Here is an 18,286-nt window from a genome sequence, read left to right on the forward strand (position 1 = left end):
TTCTCCACTGCCGCGAGAAATACATGAAGTTTTAGCCACCAGCATGAGTCTGGTTGTGGTCAGGCGCTTACCGAAGATGGTTAGAATCCACCACCGGTGATAAGTTCAATGAAGTCCTGAATCGATAGGGCCGCCAAGATGACCGCGAGTATCACAAGCAATGCATTGACGGCGTTTAGTGCACTGGTGTTGCAGTATTCACCCATCATCTCGCGGTCATTAACTGCCCAGAGCAGCAGTGTAGCTGCGACCGGGAGTGCGAAGATTCCGTTGTACATCGGAAATAGGATGACCATATCGACGACCGACAGATCCAGCCACCAGCTCACCAGCGGTGAAAAAATGCCGATGCCAGTTAGTGCTGCGAACAGCACGTTGAACAGCCGATCACCCTTCTGAACTGTGTATCCTGCGGCTTGTGGAATAATATAGGCCGGCGTCCACATAATCGGGATAATGCTGTTGAACGCCGCGGCGATCACGCCGCCGATGAACAACACCATCGCCCAGGTCCCAAGTACCTCGACCATTGCTTCGCCCGGCGTAATGAACGACTCAAGTTCGGTAAAGCCCATCGGTCGCAGCAGCGCCGCCGCAGCGATTAGAATCACGATGGTCGTGATCCCACCGACGGCATAGCCGATTGCCAGGTCCGTCCGGGCCTTCGACAGGTCGCTCTCGCTGGTCCAGCCCTTGGTATGGACAAGAATCGACTCGAGGAAGAAGTTCGGCCACAGTGCGGTTGTACCGAGCAAACCTGCTGCCATCGCTAACGCACCCAGCGTGTCAGTCCCCGGTACGAATCCGGTCGCAACACTGCTCGGGTCGGCACCGCTTGGCAGGGCGACGATCACGTAAATGACCATCAATGAAAACATCATTCCGATCATCACGTTCTCGACGGTGTCATAATGTAGTAGTCCGACGCCGATCGCAGCGAACGTTGTGAGTACCGCGATGGGCTGCCACGCCACAGCCCCACCGAGCAGGAACGAAATGCCGGCACCGACCGCAGCGACCAGTCCAAGTGTCCAAGCGATGCAACCGATCGACAGAAAGACCGCAATCGTCGTTGCCAGTGGCCGGCCCAATTTCTCGCGGGTGAACACCATCAGCGACTCTCCGTGGATGCCCAACCGAGCACTCATATCCTGAGCAATAAACCCGAGGAACGCGGCCCCGACGACAGCCCACAGCAGCGTGTATCCGTGCATGACGCCTGCCTGGCTGGCGATGAATACCGACCCAGAGCCGAAGTAACTGGCAACCATCACGAACGCTAACCCGTACTTCTGTGAGAACGCGGTCAGATCTTGAAGCGGAGAGAAGTGTTTCGTGCTCATACGCTGCTGGTGGTGCTTCGACGGTCGATACGCAACAGTGACTGGAATCCGATACATCTCCACGTCCTTTCTCGAAACGATACGTTAGTTGTTATAGTATTGATTGACACAATTATTGGAATTAGTCGAATCTCCGCGTGGATTGGTTTGCTCTGGGACAATTTCTGTCCCATCTGTGAATCTGATTGAAAGACGTCAGGGACCTACTCTACGTACGTCTGGCACCAGACTACCCAACTCAATCGAACAGAATGGGGTCGGAATATATTACTAATTATCCCCGAAGAGGGATAAGTTGCATGAATGTGCCTATGGAGATAATATTTCACTAGTTACATAAACGCTTCCGTTGGATAAACGAGTAATCCGCCCTGCTGAACTCACGCTCTCCAGGTTTCTGATGGATTCAATATCGGTTGTCGCTCGTCACGGTACGTCTATACCCTCTACGCTCTTCGGAAGCAGATTGTTGGTCGAACAGAGCTGGCGCTGTGAAAGCGTAGCGGGCAAGGGTGATGCGTCAGCATCACCCGACTATGTTCCCAGTTGAAGTGTTTCGCTCAGAGGCGAGCGCCGCGAACCTGCTGGAGCAGGTTCGCTGGCGCGAGGGCCTCCAGTGCCCGCGCTGCCAGTCTGAATCGGTGATCAAGTACGGCAGCTATCGAGAGTATCAGCGGTATCGCTGTAAAAATTGTGGACGCACGTTCAACGACAAGACCGGCACGATCTTCGCGCACGCGAAGATCGGCCTTGACAAGCTGTTGTTCGCGTTCTACTCGTTGCTCCGATTCAACACGAGTATCCGCCAGTTAGACGCTGAAATCGACGTCTCCTACCGATCGCTTCACCGGCGCGTCGAGCGTTTCGCCAGAACGCTCGACGCGCCTCAGCTCGATCTCGTTGGCCCCGTCGAGATCGATGAGTTCTACGTTTCTGCCGGAAAGAAAGGCCGCGAGCGCGACCAGGAGTCGCGCTCGCGTGGCCTGTCCACGCGTGGGCGAGGAACGTACGAGCAGGACAAACCGCCGGTGTTTACGATCGTCGATCGTGGCACCGGCGACCGATACGTGATCCCAGCGAAATCAGCCGACGAATCGACGATTCGGCTCCTTCTCGAAAACCGTCAGAAGGAGCCACTGACCGTCTACACTGACGGATTTCGTGCCTACGATCCACTGGCCGAGGACGACGCATTCGACCGCGAATACGTCGTCCACGGCGACGGCGAATACGCCAACGAAAACGTACACGTCAACACCTGCGAGAGCCACGGATCGCTGCTGCGACCGTGGCTCTCGCCTCATCGAGGCATCTCAAAAGACAAGCTCACACAGTATCTCCGAGCGTTCCAACTTCGACGAAAGCTACTGCGGAAACCAGGGAGAGAAGCGCTCAAACACGCTATCAAAGCGACGCTATGAGATCAACAAAGTGCTACACAAGAGCGTTAATATTCATTCGGCGAAATAGTTGAATATGGATCATACCGCTCGTGGAGGGTTAATTGGCCAGATAGGGGGAGGGCTGTCATTCGGTTTGCTTGGTGTTGCAAATGTTCTAAAATATAATCCAATCGCTGCCAGTGTTTTCTTTTTACTTTCCTTATTTGTCGTGACACCAGTCGTCTCGGAGACATTCAATGAGTGGGTGTCTCAAAATAGAATACCGTACGTGGGCATCATAGCAATTTGTGGGTTCATTGGATTTTTCGATTGGGTAGTTTGATGACTCCTTCGAATTGGCTGCCTAATCGCTGTAATAATCTCTTTCGGTTCCCGAGACACTCGTGCGTTGTATCTTGCACGAGGGTCTTGACAAGACTTGGATAAGAAGAGCGTGCGAATCTTTCTATGACACGCTCACCCCTGATACGGACTGCTGTACCGATGTCCCGGCGCGACCGCAGTGGGCTCGCGGTTGCGCTGGAAATAACGTACAACAAACCGTATGAAACCCAGGGTGTTGAACGTGAACAGCGACTACACGCCTGCCGAGTTACTCGGTTAGAACCGGAGTCCACTGACAAGCCTCGAGATCGTCCGAGACGGCAAAGCAGTTGACGTACCCGCTCGAGCGACGCACCCGCCGAAAACTGCGCTATCGGTTCGAATCCGAGGGCGGGTAGATGATCACGTCGCCGTTCGCGTACACGTAGACTTCGTGCTCGAGGGCGGTAAACGCGATGTGGCCGTTCGTTCGATCGTCTCCGTCAGCTTTCGGGCGGAAGATTCGGTCGAGTGCATCGGGGTCGACGCTATCGTAGAGAGAGAACTCTCCCTGCGAGACGTCGACGTCGGTGATCGACGACAGGGCGTGGACGATCGTCGTCGTAAGCGTCGCGCTCCCGTCGGTGTCGTGGTGGAAGACGTATCGGTCGTTCGTCTGATCGTACTGGAGGTCCGTGCCGTCCGCGGGTGGCTTTTCCGTTTGCATTGCTACACCAGGATACTCAATCGTCTACTATCCCGTAGTCATCTGCGGCATAAAAGCAACTCGCCTGCAGAATCAGTAGGTGCTCGTGAACTAATGTGCGCGTTATTAGTACAGATTTTGAATATACTGCTCTGTTGAATAGCGGCGTCGTCGTGGATCGTCGTCATATGCGCCGCTCACGGAAGTGGTCTCAAAATCGGCGTCGCTTCGCTTGGCTCGTACGGACTGCTGTACCGACCTACCGGCGCGACCGCAGGAGGGCTCGTGGTTGCGCCGGAAATGACTTATACGGTTTGCTGTATTCAATTACCGCCGATCGCTGACCCCGTTCTGGCAATCGGCAGTAACTAGTTACAGCAATCCGTATTACAGCAAACCGTATCAGAGGCTGCTATTCAACACGGTAAGTTGAGTCCAGTCAATACTATCCCTAACCTGGAGATTCGCTGTGCGGAAGTGAGGAGGGGGCTGTGATTTTTGCGCTGTCGCCTTGACGACACACCTCCATCACCCCGTACCTGCCTCGAGCGCCGATTGCGGCCACTCCATCACTTCCCGGGACACCACACCACGAACGTCGCCCTCGAGTCGGCTGTGAACCTCGAGACTGCCCGGCTGTCGGATACCTCGATCGGGCGGGGAAGATTAACCGCTGTGACTGCTGTAACACGTGTCTCCGGCTGAACAACCGTGTTGAACTCCGGGTGACGATCACCGACACCGAGGTCGACGTGGCGGCGACCCGCTATGGCTGTACGCTAGCGACGAACTGGCCGACAGCACCGACGATCTCACCCACTAGCCTCCCGGAAGATCGCGCCCAGCGCCGACGATACCCGCCGATGTCTGCGACGACGCCCTCGGATCGCGGTTACACCGGGACATCGATACAGCACCCGTCTCAGACGGGTCCGTCACCAACTCTCTCGAAGTTCCGCTGGGCGCGATACTGGTCGACGAACTCGCTCACGTCGAACTCGAGCATCTGGGATTCGAACTCGCTGATCGCCGAATCGTCGTCGGCGTGGCTGACGGCGTGGTCCATCAGTTCGACGACGAGTTCGACGACGATCTCGTGGAGCCGTCGGGAATCGAAGTCGGTGAGCCACACCATTGCGTAGCCGACCGCGCCGTCGTCGCTGCCGTCGTAGGTGACGACTTCCTCGGGGAACTCTTCTAGGACGACACCCATCAGGTGGGGTGTGCCGAACTCGTCGAACTCGTCGTCGGTCTCGATCGTCTCCTGAAGGACGGCGACCAGCGACTCCGGGAAGAACCGCGACGGCGGATGGACGTCGGTGACGGCTGCGTGAGATTCCCCGCAGGGACAGGCGTACTCGCGCATTCCGAGGTCGATGTCGTGCGGATCGATCGTCTGCCCACAGGGTAACTCGAGATGTCGCTCCGGATCTGAGCCCGGGATGCGCGGCTCTGCCATTGGACGCCGTTCGGTCGGACGAGACATAAGGGCGACGACTTTCGGCGTCTTACCCGCGATGGCCGTAGCCGCGAGCGAACAGTTTCGTCACGTAGCTCAGGAGCAACAGCGTGACGACCAGCGCGCCGAGTGCGTACGGCTGGAAGCCGTAGATCGCTTCTCTGATCGCGTAGACGACGACGAGCAACCCCATGAGGATCGCCGTGCCGCCGGCCCACCGCGAGACGTATGCGGGATCGACGCTACTCTCCTCGTCGTAGTTCGAGTGCAGGTCTGCTCGGCCTCGGACGCCGATGAGGTAACCGAGATACAAGATTGCGAGCCCACAGAGAAACCAGACGGCACCGCTTACGTAGTTCGGATCGACCATCCCTCCGTGAAAGTCGGCAGGGCGGCCGAATAAGTCCGGCGGTGGCCGCCCAGACGCCGGTCCGTCTGGTAACCTACCGATAGGAGATCCTACCTTTTCGTATACAAAAGATATTTTCCTGCCGGAGCAAAACACTCTCTCATGAGTACCCAGGCGACGGAAGATCGCATCCTCGAAGTTCTCGAAGAGGATGCCCAGGCATCGTACGCCGAGATAGCCGAACAGGCAGGCGTCTCGAAGCCGACGGTTCGCAAGTACATCAATCAACTCGAGGAAGAGGGTGTCATCGTCGGCTACTCCGCCGAGATCGACCCGAAAAAACTCTCGAGCAAGACGATTGCGTTGGTCGGCCTCGACGTCGCCAGCGAACGCTACGTCGAGGCGACGAAGACCCTGAAGAATCTCGAGGAGATCGAAGCGCTGTACAGTTCCAGCGGCGACCACATGCTGATGGCCGAAGTGCGTGCCGAAGACGGCGACGAACTCGGCGAATTCATCTCGGAAGAACTACTCGAGATCGAGGGCGTCACTGCAGCACACCCGTCGTTCCTGCAGGAACGGCTGAAGTGAACTACGACGCGAGCAGTGGCCGCGACGTTCCGTAGCCGCTGGTGGCTGAACAGAGTCGAGCCCACGCTTACTCGAGTCCGAACCGTTCCACCACGTGTCGAGGCGGCAGGACGGAGGCCCACTCGAGAGAGAAGAGATGGAGTCCGCTATCTCGCCTGGGGTCGTACTGACTCGACCGGAACGCCGGTTGTCAAGAGGCTGCACTACTGGGCCCGCGAATCGCTCTGCTGTGAGCCCCGTCTGTGATGGGAGCGTCGTGAGCGAGTCGGCGACTGTGAGTATCAACTGTCCGGTCAGAATTTCGTCGAAAGGTCGAAAACCGGCGCTGGTAGCAGTTACAGGTGCTCGAGTAACTCCTCGAGCGACTCGATCTCGAGATGGTTGTCGATCGACGGCTCGAGTGTCTCGTTGTGCGGTCGTCGGATCAGAACCGGGACGAGTCCTGCGTTCTGGGCGGCGAGCAGGTCCGTCTCGCGGTCGCCGACGTACATCCCGTCGTCGAGTCCGAGGGCGTCGAGGGCTGTCTCGATGTAGTACGGCTCCGGTTTCCGTCGCCGGAAACCTTCGACGCCGAGGTCTCGGCCACGGACGAACGAGAACGCCTCGAGGTCGAAATGGTCGACGACGAACGAGACCGTCGGATCGTAGTTGTTGCTCACGAGTCCGACCGGGTGCGATCGGTCGAGTTCGTCGAGAACGTCGACATCGTCGTAGAGTCCGCGAGCACCCCTTTTGATGCGGTCGATCGACCGCTTGGCGCTGTACTCCTCGCGGAGCGCGTAAAACTCCGCCGGGTCGAGGCCGAGTTCCTGGCAGGTCCTCGCGAACGTCTCGGTGTATTCGTCGGTCTCCAGTGCAGGCAACGACTCGAGGGGGACTTCGGGGTCGAAATCGAGGTCGTCGACTGCATCGCGGAACGCGCAGGCGTGTACGTCGGGATCGGTTCCGTACCCCTCGAGGATGACGCCGTCCATGTCGAACAGCAGCGCCTGTTTGCCGTCCGGTTCGATCGTCGCATTGTGTGTGAGTCTCGTGGTCATCGTTGTGACGTGAGTGAGTCGTCGTGATCGTGATCTTAGCCGTGACAGCCGCAGTCGCCTTCGTCGTCCGTTGCATCTGTAATCGCTCCCGTCGCGCTGGGATCGTCTCGCTCGTCCGACGTCGCCGTCCGGGTGGGTTCCGTGGCTGGGTCGTCCGCGCGGTCGTTCTTCCGTGTGCTTCTGTAACCAGTCGCACCGAGCGCGAGCGCGGAGCCGATCGTCACAATCACTGTTCGTTTCGAGGTGGGTCGGTTGCTCGATGCCATGGTCAGCGCACCATCGCTCGAGCGCGGGCGGAGATCGTCTCGCTCAGGAGGACGATGCCGAGGATAGCGATCAGTATCGTCAGGACGGCCGACCACCGGAACGCGTCGACGGAGTTGAACAGCTGGACGCCGATCCCGCCGGCACCGACCGCGCCGAGGATCGTCGCGCTACGGACGTTGATGTCCCACCGATAGACGCCGATCCCGACGAGTGCGGGCTTGATCTGGGGGATGACGCTGTAGAGCAGGACCTGGGACGAAGAGGCTCCGGTCGCACGGATCGCCTCGACCTGATCGAACCCGATCTCTTCGATCTCTTCGCCGAGCAGTTTGGCGACGAATCCGACCGATCGGACGGCAATCGCGACCATCCCGGCGAACGCGCCGGGGCCGAACATGACGACGAACACCATCGCCCAGATAACGACGTGAACCGATCGGGAGACAGTGACGATCAGCTTGCCGATCGCGTACGTAATCCGGTTTGGCGTCGTGTTTTTGGCTGCCAGGAAGGCGACTGGGACCGACGCAGTGAGGGCGATGATCGTCCCAACGACGGCGATGTGTACCGTCTCGAGCAGCGGCACGACGATTTCGGGCGCATACCCCCAGTCCGGCGGGAACATCCGGACCGCGAGGTCCAGTAGTTCGGCTGGCGCTGTTCGGATGTACTGGACGTCGAGCCCCATGTGGAGCCACGAGACGACGACTGTCCCCATGGCCACGAAAAACGCGGCGACCCGTTTCATTCGCTCTCGGGATTCGAAGCGTCGCCAGCGAGGACCGGAGTTCGTGGCCATCACTGAACCCTCCGTCGAACGTACGCGCTGAACAGTTCGCCAGCGAGGACGACGGCGATGATAGCGAGCAGGATCAGCGCTGCGAAGTCGTACTCGTACCGTTCGAACGATCGCAACAGCAACGTCCCGATGCCACCAGCGCCGACGATTCCGATGATAGTAGACGAGCGGATGTTGATGTCCCAGCGGTAGACGGTCAAGCCGACGAATCGTGGCGCGACCTGCGGGACGACCGCGTAGACGAGCGTCTGGAAACGCGAGGCACCGGTAGCGTCGATCGCCGCTTTCGCCCCCATGTCGATGTCCTCGATATCCTCGGCGAACAGCTTCGAAAAGAAGCCGATCGTCAAATAGCTGATCGCGACGATACCGGCCAGCGGCCCGACCCCGACGGCTTTCACCGCGATGATGGCAACGATGAGTTCGTCGATCGCCCGCGTGATGCTAATGATCCCTCGACTGAGATAGTAGATCGGTCGGGGCGCAATGTTCTCTGCAGCACCGAACGCGATCGGGAGCGAGATCAACACGCCGGTAAACGTCGCGACGAACGCCATCGCGATCGTCTCCCCCATGTAGCCGACGACCCGATCGACGTTTTCGCTCGCCGTGTTCGGCGGCACCATCGCCTCGAGGAGCAATAGGCCGTTGTTCACGCCGGTAAGCAGCCGTCCGAGGCTAACGTCCGCCAGCAGGGAGACGAGCGACCAGAGGACGAACAACGTCGCTCCGACGTAAACGGCCCACTTTACACGATGATTCCCGAACGTAGTCGGCCGCCGCCAGGTACGATCCGGCGGAAACTCCGAGTGTCCCTCTTCTGTCGCCATCTCAGTCCCCCGTGATTGTGGATTTGTCGGTGGGTTCTGTCTCGCCGGTGACGGTGTCGGAGCCCTCGACGTAGTTGCTCGAGGACTCGCCTGCGAGCGCTTTGCCGCGGTAGATGACATCTTTCGCGTTCTCGTCGAGGTCCGCCGTCGGGCCATCGAAGACGAGTTCCCCCTCGTGCAAGCCGAGAATGCGATCGGCGTACTCGACGGCCAGGTGGACTTCGTGGATGTTGATCAGGACGGGAATGTTCCGTTCGGCTGCGATCTCGGTGAGCAGTTCCATCACGGCGTGTGAGGTGTCCGGATCGAGGCTGCTGGTCGGTTCGTCGGCGAGCAGGATTTTCGGTTCCTGGACGACAGCACGGGCGATCCCGACGCGCTGGCGTTGCCCACCGGACAGTTCGTCCGCGCGTTTGTTCTCCATCCCACCGAGACCGACCGTCTCGAGGATATCGTAGGCCATTTCGACGTCTTCCTGGGGGAAGTTCCGACGCAAGGCCGCCCAGTTCGAGACGTAGCCGAGTCGGCCGGAGAGTACGTTCTCCATGACGGTGAGCCGTTCGACGAGGTTGTACTCCTGAAAGACCATCCCGACGTTTCGCCGTGCAGTTTTCATCTCGCCGCTGTCGAGTGCGGTGAGTTCAGTTCCGTCGAGGGTGACTTCGCCTTCGGTCGGATCGGTCAATCGGTTGATACACCGGATGAACGTCGACTTTCCGGCACCGCTCGGTCCGATCATCGCGACGATCTCGTTCCCCTCGATAGTGGTTGAGACGCCGGTTAGCGCTTCGTCGCCGGTCGGGTACACCTTCCGTAAGTTCGTAACTTCGAGCATTGATAGAGATGGACGTGTGATCTAGAGGTTCGCTTCGTCGTACTCGACCCCGTTGTACTGTTGATTGAGCATCACGTCGTGCCAGTGATTCACGTAGTCGACCTCCACGTAGGTCGGATAGCCCGCCTCTTCACCGAAGACGGTTCCCGACCAGTCCGTGTTCAGGAAGGTCTCTCGAGCGCCCTCGATGATCTCTTCGTGGAGGTTGTACCGGTACCCAACCGGGCCCGACGGGAATGGGTCGGCTGCCCAGACGACTTTGAAGTCGTCCCAGCTAATGTCGTCGACCGCGTCGATGGTCCGTTCGATACACGTACTACAGATCGGGCCACAGTCGTAGTCCCCGTATGCGATTCCGCGAGCGGACTGTTCGTGTCCGCCCGACATCTCGGGGTCGTAGTTCTCGCCTCTGGTGAGCCCGAAGTGTTCGTCGAACAGCGCGGACGGAGCCTGGTTCCCCGAGTTCGACGACTCTTCGGTATGTGCGGCCCGGAAGTCGTTGAAGTCCTCGACGCTCTGTATGTCGTCCAGCCCCGCGCGGGTGATCGCCAGCAGTCGGTACCCGAACTCGCCGTCCCCCTCGATCCCCATCGCCAGGGGAACCATCCCAGCCATGTTCACGCCGAACGGCGTGTTGCCGGTCGCGAAGTTCGCGATGTGGATTCGCTCGGAGCGCATCCCCTCGACGACCGCCGCATAACTCTCGATCGTCTGAAACTCGACGCTTCGACCCGTTTCCGCCTCGAGTTTCTCGATCATCGGCTCCAGCTGATCGGCGTAGGCCTGTTCGCTGTCTTCCCGGGGTAGATCAGCGTACACGATCGGGTCCGGGTCGATCCACGCCGACGGATCGTCCGGGTGGTCGCGCGGTTCGGTACCGTAGACGGCCTCGGTACGGCCACGGTCACCCATGTTCTCGAGGTCGAACTCGGTCCCACGAACGAAGTCGTTCTCGTCGATGAGCCCCCCGAGGTAGTTGTTGTTCTCCCAGTCCGGGTTCTCCGGGTCGAAGTCCGTCGAGAGCATCGGGTCTCGCGGTTCGCCGCTATCACTGCCGCTGTCACCGCCGAGACCAGCCCCGGCCTGCCCTCCACCGTCGTCCCCGTCCAGACAGCCGGCGAGAAGCGACGTGGCGATTGTGCCGGTCGCCAGTACGAAAGTTCGTCTCGAGGACCGTCCGCTCTGAGTCGCGTGTCTGTCTGCCATCACTCATGGATCGAAAGGCCTCGACAAATACTCCTTATATTTCTTATATGTCTGGACAGGGAACTGAACGTACCGGGAACGGGAGTGTGGGTGACACACCAAACACACAGTCGACTCCGTTCCGCTACGTACTGCTCGGTACGTCGACGGACCCTCAGGGAGCGATCCACTCGCGTACACACCCCAAATACTCGCGTTCAAGAGCCTACACGCCGGAGACCCGTTCGTGATTCGGAATCAGCTCTTTCGACACGGCCCTGCCGAGCCACCGGGCTTCGATCCGTCGGCAGTGCCGAATGAGCCAATCGACGAGACCCGGCAGGTCGACGGGCAGGAGTACTACTGTCGAACCGTCGAATCGCCGACTGGCACCTGGACGCTCGCGTTCGGTCGTCCTACGAGCGGTTCCGAGTCCCGTCTGTTTCGAATCCAGAACGGACGGATCGTCGACGACCGACCGGTTACTCGTCCCACCAACGGCGCGATCGCCGACGACGGCACGGTCGCCGTCGTCAGCGGCACCGACTCGACGGAGATTGGTTCGACACTCGAGGTGTTCGGCTCGGGTGAACCGATGTTCTCACGGCGATTCGACGCGACGCTGGGTCGTCCCGCGATTCGTCCAGACGGTGACTTGGTCGCGATTGCCACCCGGCCGCCGGCGTCGACGATGTCTCTGCTCGACGTGTTCTCGAGTGAGCTACGAGCCACGCACGCAGTACGCGGACGCACACCCCGCGTCCTCGGGTTCCACGGCGACGATCGATATCTCTACGTCGGGATTGGGTCGGGCAAGGAACCCTATTTCGGAATCGATGCCGACGGCGACGTCGTCTGGGGTTGCGACCGGTATCAGGCGACGAGACCACTACGGGACCGGGTCGAATCGGCGTTCGAGACGCTTCGCTCTTGATACCGTCTCGATGGAAAAGCCCTCTCGACCGCTCCGTTTCGGATTTACGTTCCGGCCTGTGCCTCGAGTTCGTCGAACAACGCTTCGACACGAGTACGAATCTCATCGCGGAGTTCGCGAACCGCCGCGAGCGACCGGCCGTGTGGATCGGTCAGCTCCCAGTCCCGGGCATCGCCGCGCCAGGTAGCAGGACAGATGCCATCGGCAGAGCATCCCATCGTGATGACGATGTCACTGGTTTCGATCCCCTCGGGTGTGATTTCTCGTGGCTGCCGGTCGGAGAGATCGGCACCAACCTCGTTCATTGCCGTCAGTACGACGTCGTGAACGCTGTTAGCGGGAGCAGTCCCGCCTGTCCGGATACGAACGTCGTCTTCGAGCCCCCGTTTCGACCGTTCCCGTTCAGCGAACGCGGTCGCCATCTGACTCCGGCCAGCGTTTTGCACGCAAACGAAACTGAGTGTCGTTGGATTCATAGCTGTGATCGTCGGTTGCTCGTGTCTCGGTCGGTGAGCATCGGTTCGGTCATCGTGTCGGCGATCAGACGACTGTCCGTCGTCGTTTGTCGTAGTCGTCCGATAACCACACCGTACTGGTACGCATTTGTCTCTGCCCCGTCGTAGGGATACTGATCGAACTCGTCTAGGCGCTGTTCGACAGCGCCTGCCCTCTCGTACGCTGTCTCGGCGTCTCCCTCGAGTGCCGACTCGAGAACCTCACGGACGGCAGCAGCGATCGGCTCGAGGCGATCGGCAACCGGTCCGTCGGGGGGCGCTGTTTGTCGTGTCGCGATCGTCGCGATACGTGCCGCGTGGTCAGCGATTCGCTCCAGACTCTGGGCAACTCGGTACTCGCGGAACGCCGCGACCCGGTCGGTACCGAGTTGTTCTATCTCGTGTACGTTTTCGAGACCACGGTGAAACCCTCGGGAAACGAACGTAGACAGGCGATCGATGTCGTCGTCGCGGGCGATCACACGTTCGGCGAGCTCTTCGTCGCCGGTTACGAAAGCTGTGATCGCGTCGGTATACATTTCGGCGAGGAGTTGCCGTTCCTGGGCGATCGTTTGCGGGAGCGACACGTCACTGGCAGCTAGCACGTTCGCGATTGTCAGACACTCACCGCTTGCTTCCTGGACGGTGAGCCCGATACGTCGGCTCGTCGTCCGGTCGATAGCACGTCTACACCCCGAATCAGTCCCCTCGAGGTTCGTAACCGTGATTCGGTCGAAGCCAGCCTCGTACGCAGCGTCGATCCGGCACAACACGACTTCGTCAGTCACGGTGCTCGCGTCGATCGTCACGGTCCGGTCCTGGGCGGAGACGGTATCGGGCGCAGCGACCAGTCGATCTTCGTGGGGATAGAGGTACATCGACATCCCCGGCTCGAGGTCCTGCTCGACCGCCCACGATTTCGGCAGTGAAACGGCGAACGTCGAGTCACCAACTAGCTGGACCGTCCGTTCGACAGGGCCGTCGGAACCGTTCGTTAGCGCTTCGTGTCCCATCAGTAGAGGAGTGTCTCGTCGTTGTCGACCATATACAGCGTTCGTGCAGCGACGTTGACCGCGTGGTCACCGACCCGTTCCAGATCGCGGATCGTCAGCAGCATCCGCGAGACGTCCTCGAGCAGTTGCTCGTCCGAGGGGTCGGCCGCCAGTAGCTCCCGGACGACGGTCCGACTTGCTCGTTCACAGAGCACATCGATCTCGTCGTCCGTCGCAGCGATTTCGTGGGTCGCCGCCGCATCGTCTGTCGCGTACGCCTGCATCGCAGCCTCGAGCAGCAGGATCGTCTCGGTGCCGATGTGGACGACGTCGACCTCCGGGTAGCGCTCGCGGCCGGACTGTGTCGCGTACGCTGCGAGGTTCACGGCGAGGTCGCCGACCCGTTCGAGGTCCGTGATGATCTTGAACGACGAGGCGACGAATCGCAAGTCGCTCGCAACGGGCTGTTGGAGTGCGAGCAATTCGACGCAGTCGCCCTCAAGGTCGAGGTACAGCTGATTAATTTCGTGGTCTCCCTCGATCACGCTCTCGGCGAGCGCCTCGTCGCCCGTCTCGTAGGCCTCGAGTGCACGCCGAAACCGTTGACAGACGACGTCGCTCATCTCGAGGACGTCCTCCTGCAGTTCGTAGAGTTGCTCCTGGTAGGTATCTCTCGACATGGTTATCCAAACTTGCCGGTGATGTAGTCCTCGACGCGATCGTCATCGGGGTTCTCGAAGATCCTCGCGGTGTCGTCGAACTCGACGAGTTCGCCGCCGGTGAGGAAGACGGCCGTTTTGTCGGAGATACGGGCCGCCTGTTGCATGTTGTGGGTGACGATGATAACCGTATACTCCTCGACGAGTTCGTCGATGAGGTCCTCGATCTTCGAGGCGGCGACGGGGTCGAGTGCGGAGGTCGGTTCGTCCATCAGGATAACCTCGGGATCGGTCGCGATGGCGCGAGCGATGCAAAGACGCTGTTGCTGGCCGCCCGAGAGGTCGAGACCCGACTCCCCGAGTTGATCGTGTACTTCGTCCCACAGCGCGGCCCCGCGAAGTGCGCGTTCGACCGCTTCGTCGAGGTCAACGTCGTCGGCTTTTCCCTGGACGCGAAGGCCGTAGGCGACGTTGTCGTAGATCGACTTCGGGAACGGGTTCGGCGACTGGAACACCTGGCCGATCTTCCGGCGCAAGGCGACGGGATCGACGTCCTCGTCGTAGACGTTCTTCCCGCGGAAGTAGAGGTCGCCCTCTACGCGTGCGGCTGCGATCCGGTCGTTCATCCGGTTGATCGAGCGAAGGAACGTCGACTTCCCACAACCCGAGGGACCGATCATCGCCGTTACGCGGTTTTCGGGGATCTCGATCGTGACATCCGAGAGCGCGCGGTCGTCGCCGTAGTAGACAGCTAGGTTCTCCGCCCGGACGATCGTATCGGGGCAGCCGGTGGTACGACTCGAGTCCGGGCCGACGCTGATGTCGGTCTCGATGATCGTGTCGTCCGGCGGGCCCTCCGTTTCGCTCGTCGATTCGCCAGTCGTCCGTTCGTTCGTGGTGTTGCTAGACATTGCTGATCGATCCGCCGTCGGTTTCGTATCGGTTCCGCAGATAGCCCGCGAGGGCGTACATTGCGACCAGGAACAACAGTAAGACGACGATGCCGAGTGCCGCCAGCCCGTTGAACATCCGGTCGGCCTGGTAGGTCCAGTTGTAGATCTGGGTCGGCATCGCGCTGAACGACGAGAGTGGCCCCGACGGGTACCGCGTCGCGTGCAGCATGGTTCCGACCATGATCAGCGGGGCCGTCTCGCCGATGGCGCGGGCGAGCGCCAGAATCGTGCCGGTGAGGATACCGGGCATCGCCTGTGGGAGGACGACACGGCGGATCGTCTGCCACTTCGTCGCGCCCATGGCGTAGGAGCCGTCGCGGACGCTGCTTGGCACGGCCCGGATCGATTCGATCGTGGCGACGATGATGATCGGGACGATCAACAGCGCGAGGGCGATCGCTCCCGCGAGGATGACCGAACCCAATCCAGCGTCGTTGACGATCAACGCCAGAACGAGCAGTCCGTAGACGATCGACGGGACACCAGCGAGGTTTGCGAGATTTGCCTCGATCAGCCGGGTGGTGCGGTTTTCCGGGGCGTACTCGACCAGGTAGATCGCGCAACCGACGGCGATAAAGAAGGCTAGTACGGCCGTCAGTCCGATCAGCCAGAGCGAGGCGAGTATCGACGCCCCGAAGCCAGCGCGTTCCGGACGCGACGAGGACGTGGCCGTGAGGAACGTACCGATGTCGATGTCGAACGTCGATAGCGCCTGGCCGGCCTCCCAGATTACGTCCGCGATCAACAGCACCAGCATGACGAGTCCGAACAGCGATGCGACGACGAGCGTGCCGTAGAACAGCCGGTTAACCAACTTTTCCCGCGTCAGGTCGACGTCAGCGAGGAATCCAGGTTCGCGTTTCGTACTCATCGGTACTCCTCCTGGAATCGCTGTTTCAATCGGTCGTTGAGCAAGTTCATCGTAAGCGTCAGCAGGAACAACAGCAGGCCAACAGCGAACAGGCTCTGGTACTCCACGGTCCCGACCGCGGACGTCCCGCGGGCCATCGAGACCAGATAGGCGGTCATCGTCATAATTTCGTCGAAGGGGTTCACCGTGAGGGTCGGATTGAACCCCGCGGCGAGCGTGACTGCCATCGTCTCTCCGATCGCTCGTGAGAGCGCAAGGATGTACGACGCGAAGATCCCCGATACCGCCGCTGGAAGGACGATTCGGGTCGACACCTGATACTTCGTCGCCCCGAGAGCGTACGCCCCGTCTCTGAGATCGTCGGGCACTGCCTGCATCGCGTCTTCACTGATCGACGACACCATCGGAATCGTCATCGTGCCGACGACGACGATCCCGGCAAGCATACTGTATCGGCCGACGCTAGCCCCCAGCATCCAGGCCGAAACCGGCTCGAGGAGGAACGGTGCGAGGTGACTGATCGAGTCGAGTCCCGAACCGATCGGGTTCAGGATGTCGGTCGCGATCCCGTCGACCAGTATGGGCGTAACGAACGAAATCGCGAAGTAGCCGTAGACGATCGTCGGGATGCCGGCGAGCACCTCGAGGATCGGCTTGAGCTTGTTTCGCGTTCCAGTCGAGGCATACTCGGAGAGGTACAGTGCCGTCGCGGTTCCGATGGGAATCGAGACCAGCCCGGCACCGATCGTGATCGCGAGCGTCCCCCAGACGATGGGTAAGACGCCGTGTGCAGGCGTGGCATGAGCGGGTGCCCACCGGGTCCCGGTGAAGAACTCGACGAACGAGACCGTCCGTTCGACGGCTTCGCCCGCAAAGAGCATCTCGCTGATCCGGGCACCGAAGAAGTAACTCGCCGCGTTGTCGAACAGGACCAGGAAGATGGCGACCGTCGTCACGACGGTGACCGCCGCACAGCCGAAAAGGAGCCGACGAATCCGCCGGTTCCGTTCGTGGGCAGCCTCGAGGCTGTCGTCGCCCGAGATTCCCGGTCCCGATTGTGGTTCGGTACTCATGGGTACGTAAGCGTCAGTCGGCTCAGGGGTCCTGTCGCTCGACCGTGATCTCGTCGGGGTCTTCGCCGATCTCCTCGAGCACGCTGTCGAGTTGGTCGTGGTTGTCGACGATGTCCTGGTCGGTCGCTCGGTAGAAGTCGACTGTCGTGGCGAACTCGTGCTGGTTGTTGATGTAGAAGCGGGCAAACGACGCGATCAGGTCCGGTCGCTCCTCGAGTTCGGCGTGGTTGAAGTAGAAGAACAGCGGCCGAGCGAGCGGGGAGTACTGGCCCTCTTCGATGTATTGTTCTTCTGGCGGGTAGAACTCGCCGTCGGTCTCGCTCTCGACCGCGACGGTTTTCAGAGTCCCACCCTGTTCTTGGAGGCTTCTGAGGTGGCCGACGCCACCCCAGCCGAGGGCGTACTCGTTGTCCGCGACCGCGTCCCAGATCTCGTCGGTCTGGCTCGTCGGGGAGTAGTCGTCCCGAATGTCCCCCATTTCGCCGTTGATGTTCTCGGTGAAGTAATCGAACGTGCCGGAGGCGGAGTCGCGTCCGTGGAGTGCGATGTCTTCGTCCGGCCACTCGTCACGAACGTCGCTCCACTGTTGAACGTCGGATTCGAACTCCCAGATTTCCCGAAGCTCGTCCAGGGTGATCTGCTCACACCAGTCGTTGTCCTCGTTGACGCCGACCGCGAGCGTATCCTGTCCAACCGTGTAGTGGCTGTACTCGACGTCGTTCCCGCCACAGAGATCGACCTCCTCGTCAGTGATTTCACGGCTCGCACTCTGGAACGCCGAGTTCGCGCGGCAAAATTCCTGAAACCCAGCCCCGGTTCCCTCTGGTTCGACGTTCACGCCGACGCCGGAGAATTCCGCCTCGAAGTCCTCGGCGGCCACCTGTGTGATCGGTGCCACGGTGTTGGAACCGGAGGCCTGGATCGTTCCAGAGAGTCCGTCTTCGTCTCCACCCATGCAACCGGCCAGTGCCAGTGCACCGACACTACCGATAGTGGCGATCGCCGATCGTCGACTCAGTCCGCTTCCTCGTACGTTCTGGCTTGGTGCCATCGACCGTTGTTTCCGAGGATTGGTATAAAAACCGTGCTAATACCTATATATTCGATTTAGTAATTATATACTCACCTCGAGAGCCGTTCGTACCGGTACGGACGACTCTATAGCCGAACGTACGCCAGAAACGCGACGACTGGTGAGCA

General features: G+C 60.2%; 20 protein-coding genes. 3 read left to right on the forward strand and 17 right to left on the reverse strand.

Translation table 11 applies throughout. From position 1 onward, the window contains the following. Positions 1-80: 80 nt before the first annotated feature. Entirely contained in the window at positions 81-1,343 is a 1,263-nt protein-coding gene (locus NATGR_RS13525) for an NRAMP family divalent metal transporter (RefSeq protein WP_005577348.1), read from the reverse strand. Positions 1,344-1,879: 536 nt separating this feature from the next. Between NATGR_RS13525 and NATGR_RS13530 the strand changes: the two genes are divergently transcribed. Then, positions 1,880-2,764, forward strand: coding sequence for an IS1595 family transposase (locus NATGR_RS13530; RefSeq protein ID WP_015233702.1), 885 nt, complete (start codon positions 1,880-1,882; stop codon positions 2,762-2,764). A 676-nt stretch (positions 2,765-3,440) separates the two neighbouring features. Here the strand turns inward: NATGR_RS13530 and NATGR_RS13535 are convergent. The 3 genes from NATGR_RS13535 to NATGR_RS13545 all read right to left on the reverse strand — a co-directional run bounded on the left by NATGR_RS13535 (position 3,441) and on the right by NATGR_RS13545 (position 5,584). Then, entirely contained in the window at positions 3,441-3,776 is a 336-nt protein-coding gene (locus NATGR_RS13535; RefSeq protein ID WP_005577340.1) for a HalOD1 output domain-containing protein, read from the reverse strand. Positions 3,777-4,677: 901 nt separating this feature from the next. Further along, a complete protein-coding gene (locus tag NATGR_RS13540) occupies positions 4,678-5,214 on the reverse strand; it encodes a DUF5815 family protein (protein ID WP_005577338.1) in 537 nt (178 codons plus the stop codon). A gap of 49 nt (positions 5,215-5,263) precedes the next feature. Beyond that, positions 5,264-5,584: a hypothetical protein gene (locus tag NATGR_RS13545; protein ID WP_005577336.1), complete on the reverse strand. Its 321-nt coding sequence runs from the start codon at positions 5,582-5,584 to the stop codon at positions 5,264-5,266. Between the two features lie 141 nt (positions 5,585-5,725). Between NATGR_RS13545 and lrpA1 the strand changes: the two genes are divergently transcribed. After that, positions 5,726-6,154, forward strand: coding sequence for an HTH-type transcriptional regulator LrpA1 (lrpA1, locus tag NATGR_RS13550; protein ID WP_005577335.1), 429 nt, complete (start codon positions 5,726-5,728; stop codon positions 6,152-6,154). A 335-nt stretch (positions 6,155-6,489) separates the two neighbouring features. On the opposite strand, the gene NATGR_RS13555 is transcribed toward lrpA1, so the two are convergent. Genes NATGR_RS13555 through phnD form a run of 6 tightly spaced genes read right to left on the reverse strand, consistent with a single transcriptional unit; the run spans position 6,490 to position 11,131 of the window. After that, a complete protein-coding gene (locus NATGR_RS13555; protein ID WP_005577333.1) occupies positions 6,490-7,194 on the reverse strand; it encodes an HAD family hydrolase in 705 nt (234 codons plus the stop codon). Between the two features lie 35 nt (positions 7,195-7,229). Beyond that, positions 7,230-7,460: a hypothetical protein gene (locus NATGR_RS13560; protein WP_005577331.1), complete on the reverse strand. Its 231-nt coding sequence runs from the start codon at positions 7,458-7,460 to the stop codon at positions 7,230-7,232. 2 nt (positions 7,461-7,462) lie between these two features. Continuing rightward, entirely contained in the window at positions 7,463-8,260 is a 798-nt protein-coding gene (phnE, locus tag NATGR_RS13565; protein WP_005577329.1) for a phosphonate ABC transporter, permease protein PhnE, read from the reverse strand. Next, entirely contained in the window at positions 8,260-9,090 is an 831-nt protein-coding gene (phnE, locus tag NATGR_RS13570) for a phosphonate ABC transporter, permease protein PhnE (RefSeq protein ID WP_005577328.1), read from the reverse strand. Before phnE (NATGR_RS13570) ends, phnE (NATGR_RS13565) begins: the two co-directional genes overlap by 1 nt. 1 nt (position 9,091) lies before the next feature. Further along, positions 9,092-9,925 (reverse strand): phosphonate ABC transporter ATP-binding protein, encoded by an 834-nt coding sequence (gene phnC / locus NATGR_RS13575; protein ID WP_005577326.1) that lies wholly within the window; start codon positions 9,923-9,925, stop codon positions 9,092-9,094. A gap of 21 nt (positions 9,926-9,946) precedes the next feature. Further along, positions 9,947-11,131: a phosphate/phosphite/phosphonate ABC transporter substrate-binding protein gene (phnD, locus tag NATGR_RS13580; RefSeq protein ID WP_005577324.1), complete on the reverse strand. Its 1,185-nt coding sequence runs from the start codon at positions 11,129-11,131 to the stop codon at positions 9,947-9,949. A gap of 226 nt (positions 11,132-11,357) precedes the next feature. Between phnD and NATGR_RS13585 the strand changes: the two genes are divergently transcribed. Continuing rightward, the gene (locus NATGR_RS13585) at positions 11,358-12,044 is read left to right on the forward strand and encodes a hypothetical protein (RefSeq protein ID WP_005577323.1); all 687 of its coding nucleotides are present in this window, start codon (positions 11,358-11,360) and stop codon (positions 12,042-12,044) included. Between the two features lie 44 nt (positions 12,045-12,088). Here the strand turns inward: NATGR_RS13585 and NATGR_RS13590 are convergent, their stop codons facing one another. From NATGR_RS13590 to NATGR_RS13620, 7 genes are read right to left on the reverse strand one after another with little or no spacing between them, the layout of a single operon-like run. Next, complete coding sequence (locus NATGR_RS13590) at positions 12,089-12,520, reverse strand: arsenate-mycothiol transferase ArsC (RefSeq protein WP_015233705.1); 432 nt, start codon at positions 12,518-12,520, stop codon at positions 12,089-12,091. Then, positions 12,517-13,551 carry a phosphate signaling complex PhoU family protein gene (locus tag NATGR_RS13595; RefSeq protein ID WP_005577318.1) on the reverse strand — a complete coding sequence of 345 codons (1,035 nt, stop codon included), beginning with the start codon at positions 13,549-13,551 and terminating at the stop codon, positions 12,517-12,519. Before NATGR_RS13595 ends, NATGR_RS13590 begins: the two co-directional genes overlap by 4 nt. Continuing rightward, positions 13,551-14,210 (reverse strand): phosphate signaling complex protein PhoU, encoded by a 660-nt coding sequence (phoU, locus tag NATGR_RS13600; RefSeq protein ID WP_005577316.1) that lies wholly within the window; start codon positions 14,208-14,210, stop codon positions 13,551-13,553. The genes NATGR_RS13595 and phoU overlap by 1 nt, the downstream gene beginning before the upstream one ends. Before the next feature lie 2 nt (positions 14,211-14,212). Next, a complete protein-coding gene (gene pstB / locus NATGR_RS13605; protein ID WP_005577314.1) occupies positions 14,213-15,100 on the reverse strand; it encodes a phosphate ABC transporter ATP-binding protein PstB in 888 nt (295 codons plus the stop codon). Further along, positions 15,093-16,013 carry a phosphate ABC transporter permease PstA gene (gene pstA / locus NATGR_RS13610; RefSeq protein ID WP_005577313.1) on the reverse strand — a complete coding sequence of 307 codons (921 nt, stop codon included), beginning with the start codon at positions 16,011-16,013 and terminating at the stop codon, positions 15,093-15,095. The genes pstB and pstA overlap by 8 nt, the downstream gene beginning before the upstream one ends. Next, positions 16,010-17,086: a phosphate ABC transporter permease subunit PstC gene (pstC, locus tag NATGR_RS13615; RefSeq protein ID WP_005577312.1), complete on the reverse strand. Its 1,077-nt coding sequence runs from the start codon at positions 17,084-17,086 to the stop codon at positions 16,010-16,012. The genes pstA and pstC overlap by 4 nt, the downstream gene beginning before the upstream one ends. A 22-nt stretch (positions 17,087-17,108) precedes the next feature. After that, positions 17,109-18,137: a PstS family phosphate ABC transporter substrate-binding protein gene (locus NATGR_RS13620; protein ID WP_015233706.1), complete on the reverse strand. Its 1,029-nt coding sequence runs from the start codon at positions 18,135-18,137 to the stop codon at positions 17,109-17,111. Between the last annotated feature and the right edge of the window lie 149 nt (positions 18,138-18,286).

It is taken from the genome of Natronobacterium gregoryi SP2 (genome assembly GCF_000230715.2).
GTDB lineage: Archaea > Halobacteriota > Halobacteria > Halobacteriales > Natrialbaceae > Natronobacterium > Natronobacterium gregoryi.

Excerpts from the sequence above, each read along its gene's own strand:
- NATGR_RS13525 (WP_005577348.1), bottom strand. The coding sequence starts at position 1,343 with ATGAGCACGAAACACTTCTCTCCGCTTCAAGATCTGACCGCGTTCTCA.
- NATGR_RS13545 (WP_005577336.1), bottom strand. The coding sequence starts at position 5,584 with ATGGTCGATCCGAACTACGTAAGCGGTGCCGTCTGGTTTCTCTGTGGG.
- pstB (WP_005577314.1), bottom strand. The coding sequence starts at position 15,100 with ATGTCTAGCAACACCACGAACGAACGGACGACTGGCGAATCGACGAGC.
- NATGR_RS13590 (WP_015233705.1), bottom strand. The coding sequence starts at position 12,520 with ATGAATCCAACGACACTCAGTTTCGTTTGCGTGCAAAACGCTGGCCGG.
- NATGR_RS13530 (WP_015233702.1), top strand. The coding sequence starts at position 1,880 with ATGTTCCCAGTTGAAGTGTTTCGCTCAGAGGCGAGCGCCGCGAACCTG.
- NATGR_RS13540 (WP_005577338.1), bottom strand. The coding sequence starts at position 5,214 with ATGGCAGAGCCGCGCATCCCGGGCTCAGATCCGGAGCGACATCTCGAG.
- phnE (WP_005577329.1), bottom strand. The coding sequence starts at position 8,260 with ATGGCCACGAACTCCGGTCCTCGCTGGCGACGCTTCGAATCCCGAGAG.
- NATGR_RS13555 (WP_005577333.1), bottom strand. The coding sequence starts at position 7,194 with ATGACCACGAGACTCACACACAATGCGACGATCGAACCGGACGGCAAA.
- lrpA1 (WP_005577335.1), top strand. The coding sequence starts at position 5,726 with ATGAGTACCCAGGCGACGGAAGATCGCATCCTCGAAGTTCTCGAAGAG.
- NATGR_RS13535 (WP_005577340.1), bottom strand. The coding sequence starts at position 3,776 with ATGCAAACGGAAAAGCCACCCGCGGACGGCACGGACCTCCAGTACGAT.
- NATGR_RS13595 (WP_005577318.1), bottom strand. The coding sequence starts at position 13,551 with ATGGGACACGAAGCGCTAACGAACGGTTCCGACGGCCCTGTCGAACGG.
- phnC (WP_005577326.1), bottom strand. The coding sequence starts at position 9,925 with ATGCTCGAAGTTACGAACTTACGGAAGGTGTACCCGACCGGCGACGAA.
- phnD (WP_005577324.1), bottom strand. The coding sequence starts at position 11,131 with ATGGCAGACAGACACGCGACTCAGAGCGGACGGTCCTCGAGACGAACT.
- phnE (WP_005577328.1), bottom strand. The coding sequence starts at position 9,090 with ATGGCGACAGAAGAGGGACACTCGGAGTTTCCGCCGGATCGTACCTGG.
- NATGR_RS13620 (WP_015233706.1), bottom strand. The coding sequence starts at position 18,137 with ATGGCACCAAGCCAGAACGTACGAGGAAGCGGACTGAGTCGACGATCG.
- pstA (WP_005577313.1), bottom strand. The coding sequence starts at position 16,013 with ATGAGTACGAAACGCGAACCTGGATTCCTCGCTGACGTCGACCTGACG.
- phoU (WP_005577316.1), bottom strand. The coding sequence starts at position 14,210 with ATGTCGAGAGATACCTACCAGGAGCAACTCTACGAACTGCAGGAGGAC.
- pstC (WP_005577312.1), bottom strand. The coding sequence starts at position 17,086 with ATGAGTACCGAACCACAATCGGGACCGGGAATCTCGGGCGACGACAGC.
- NATGR_RS13560 (WP_005577331.1), bottom strand. The coding sequence starts at position 7,460 with ATGGCATCGAGCAACCGACCCACCTCGAAACGAACAGTGATTGTGACG.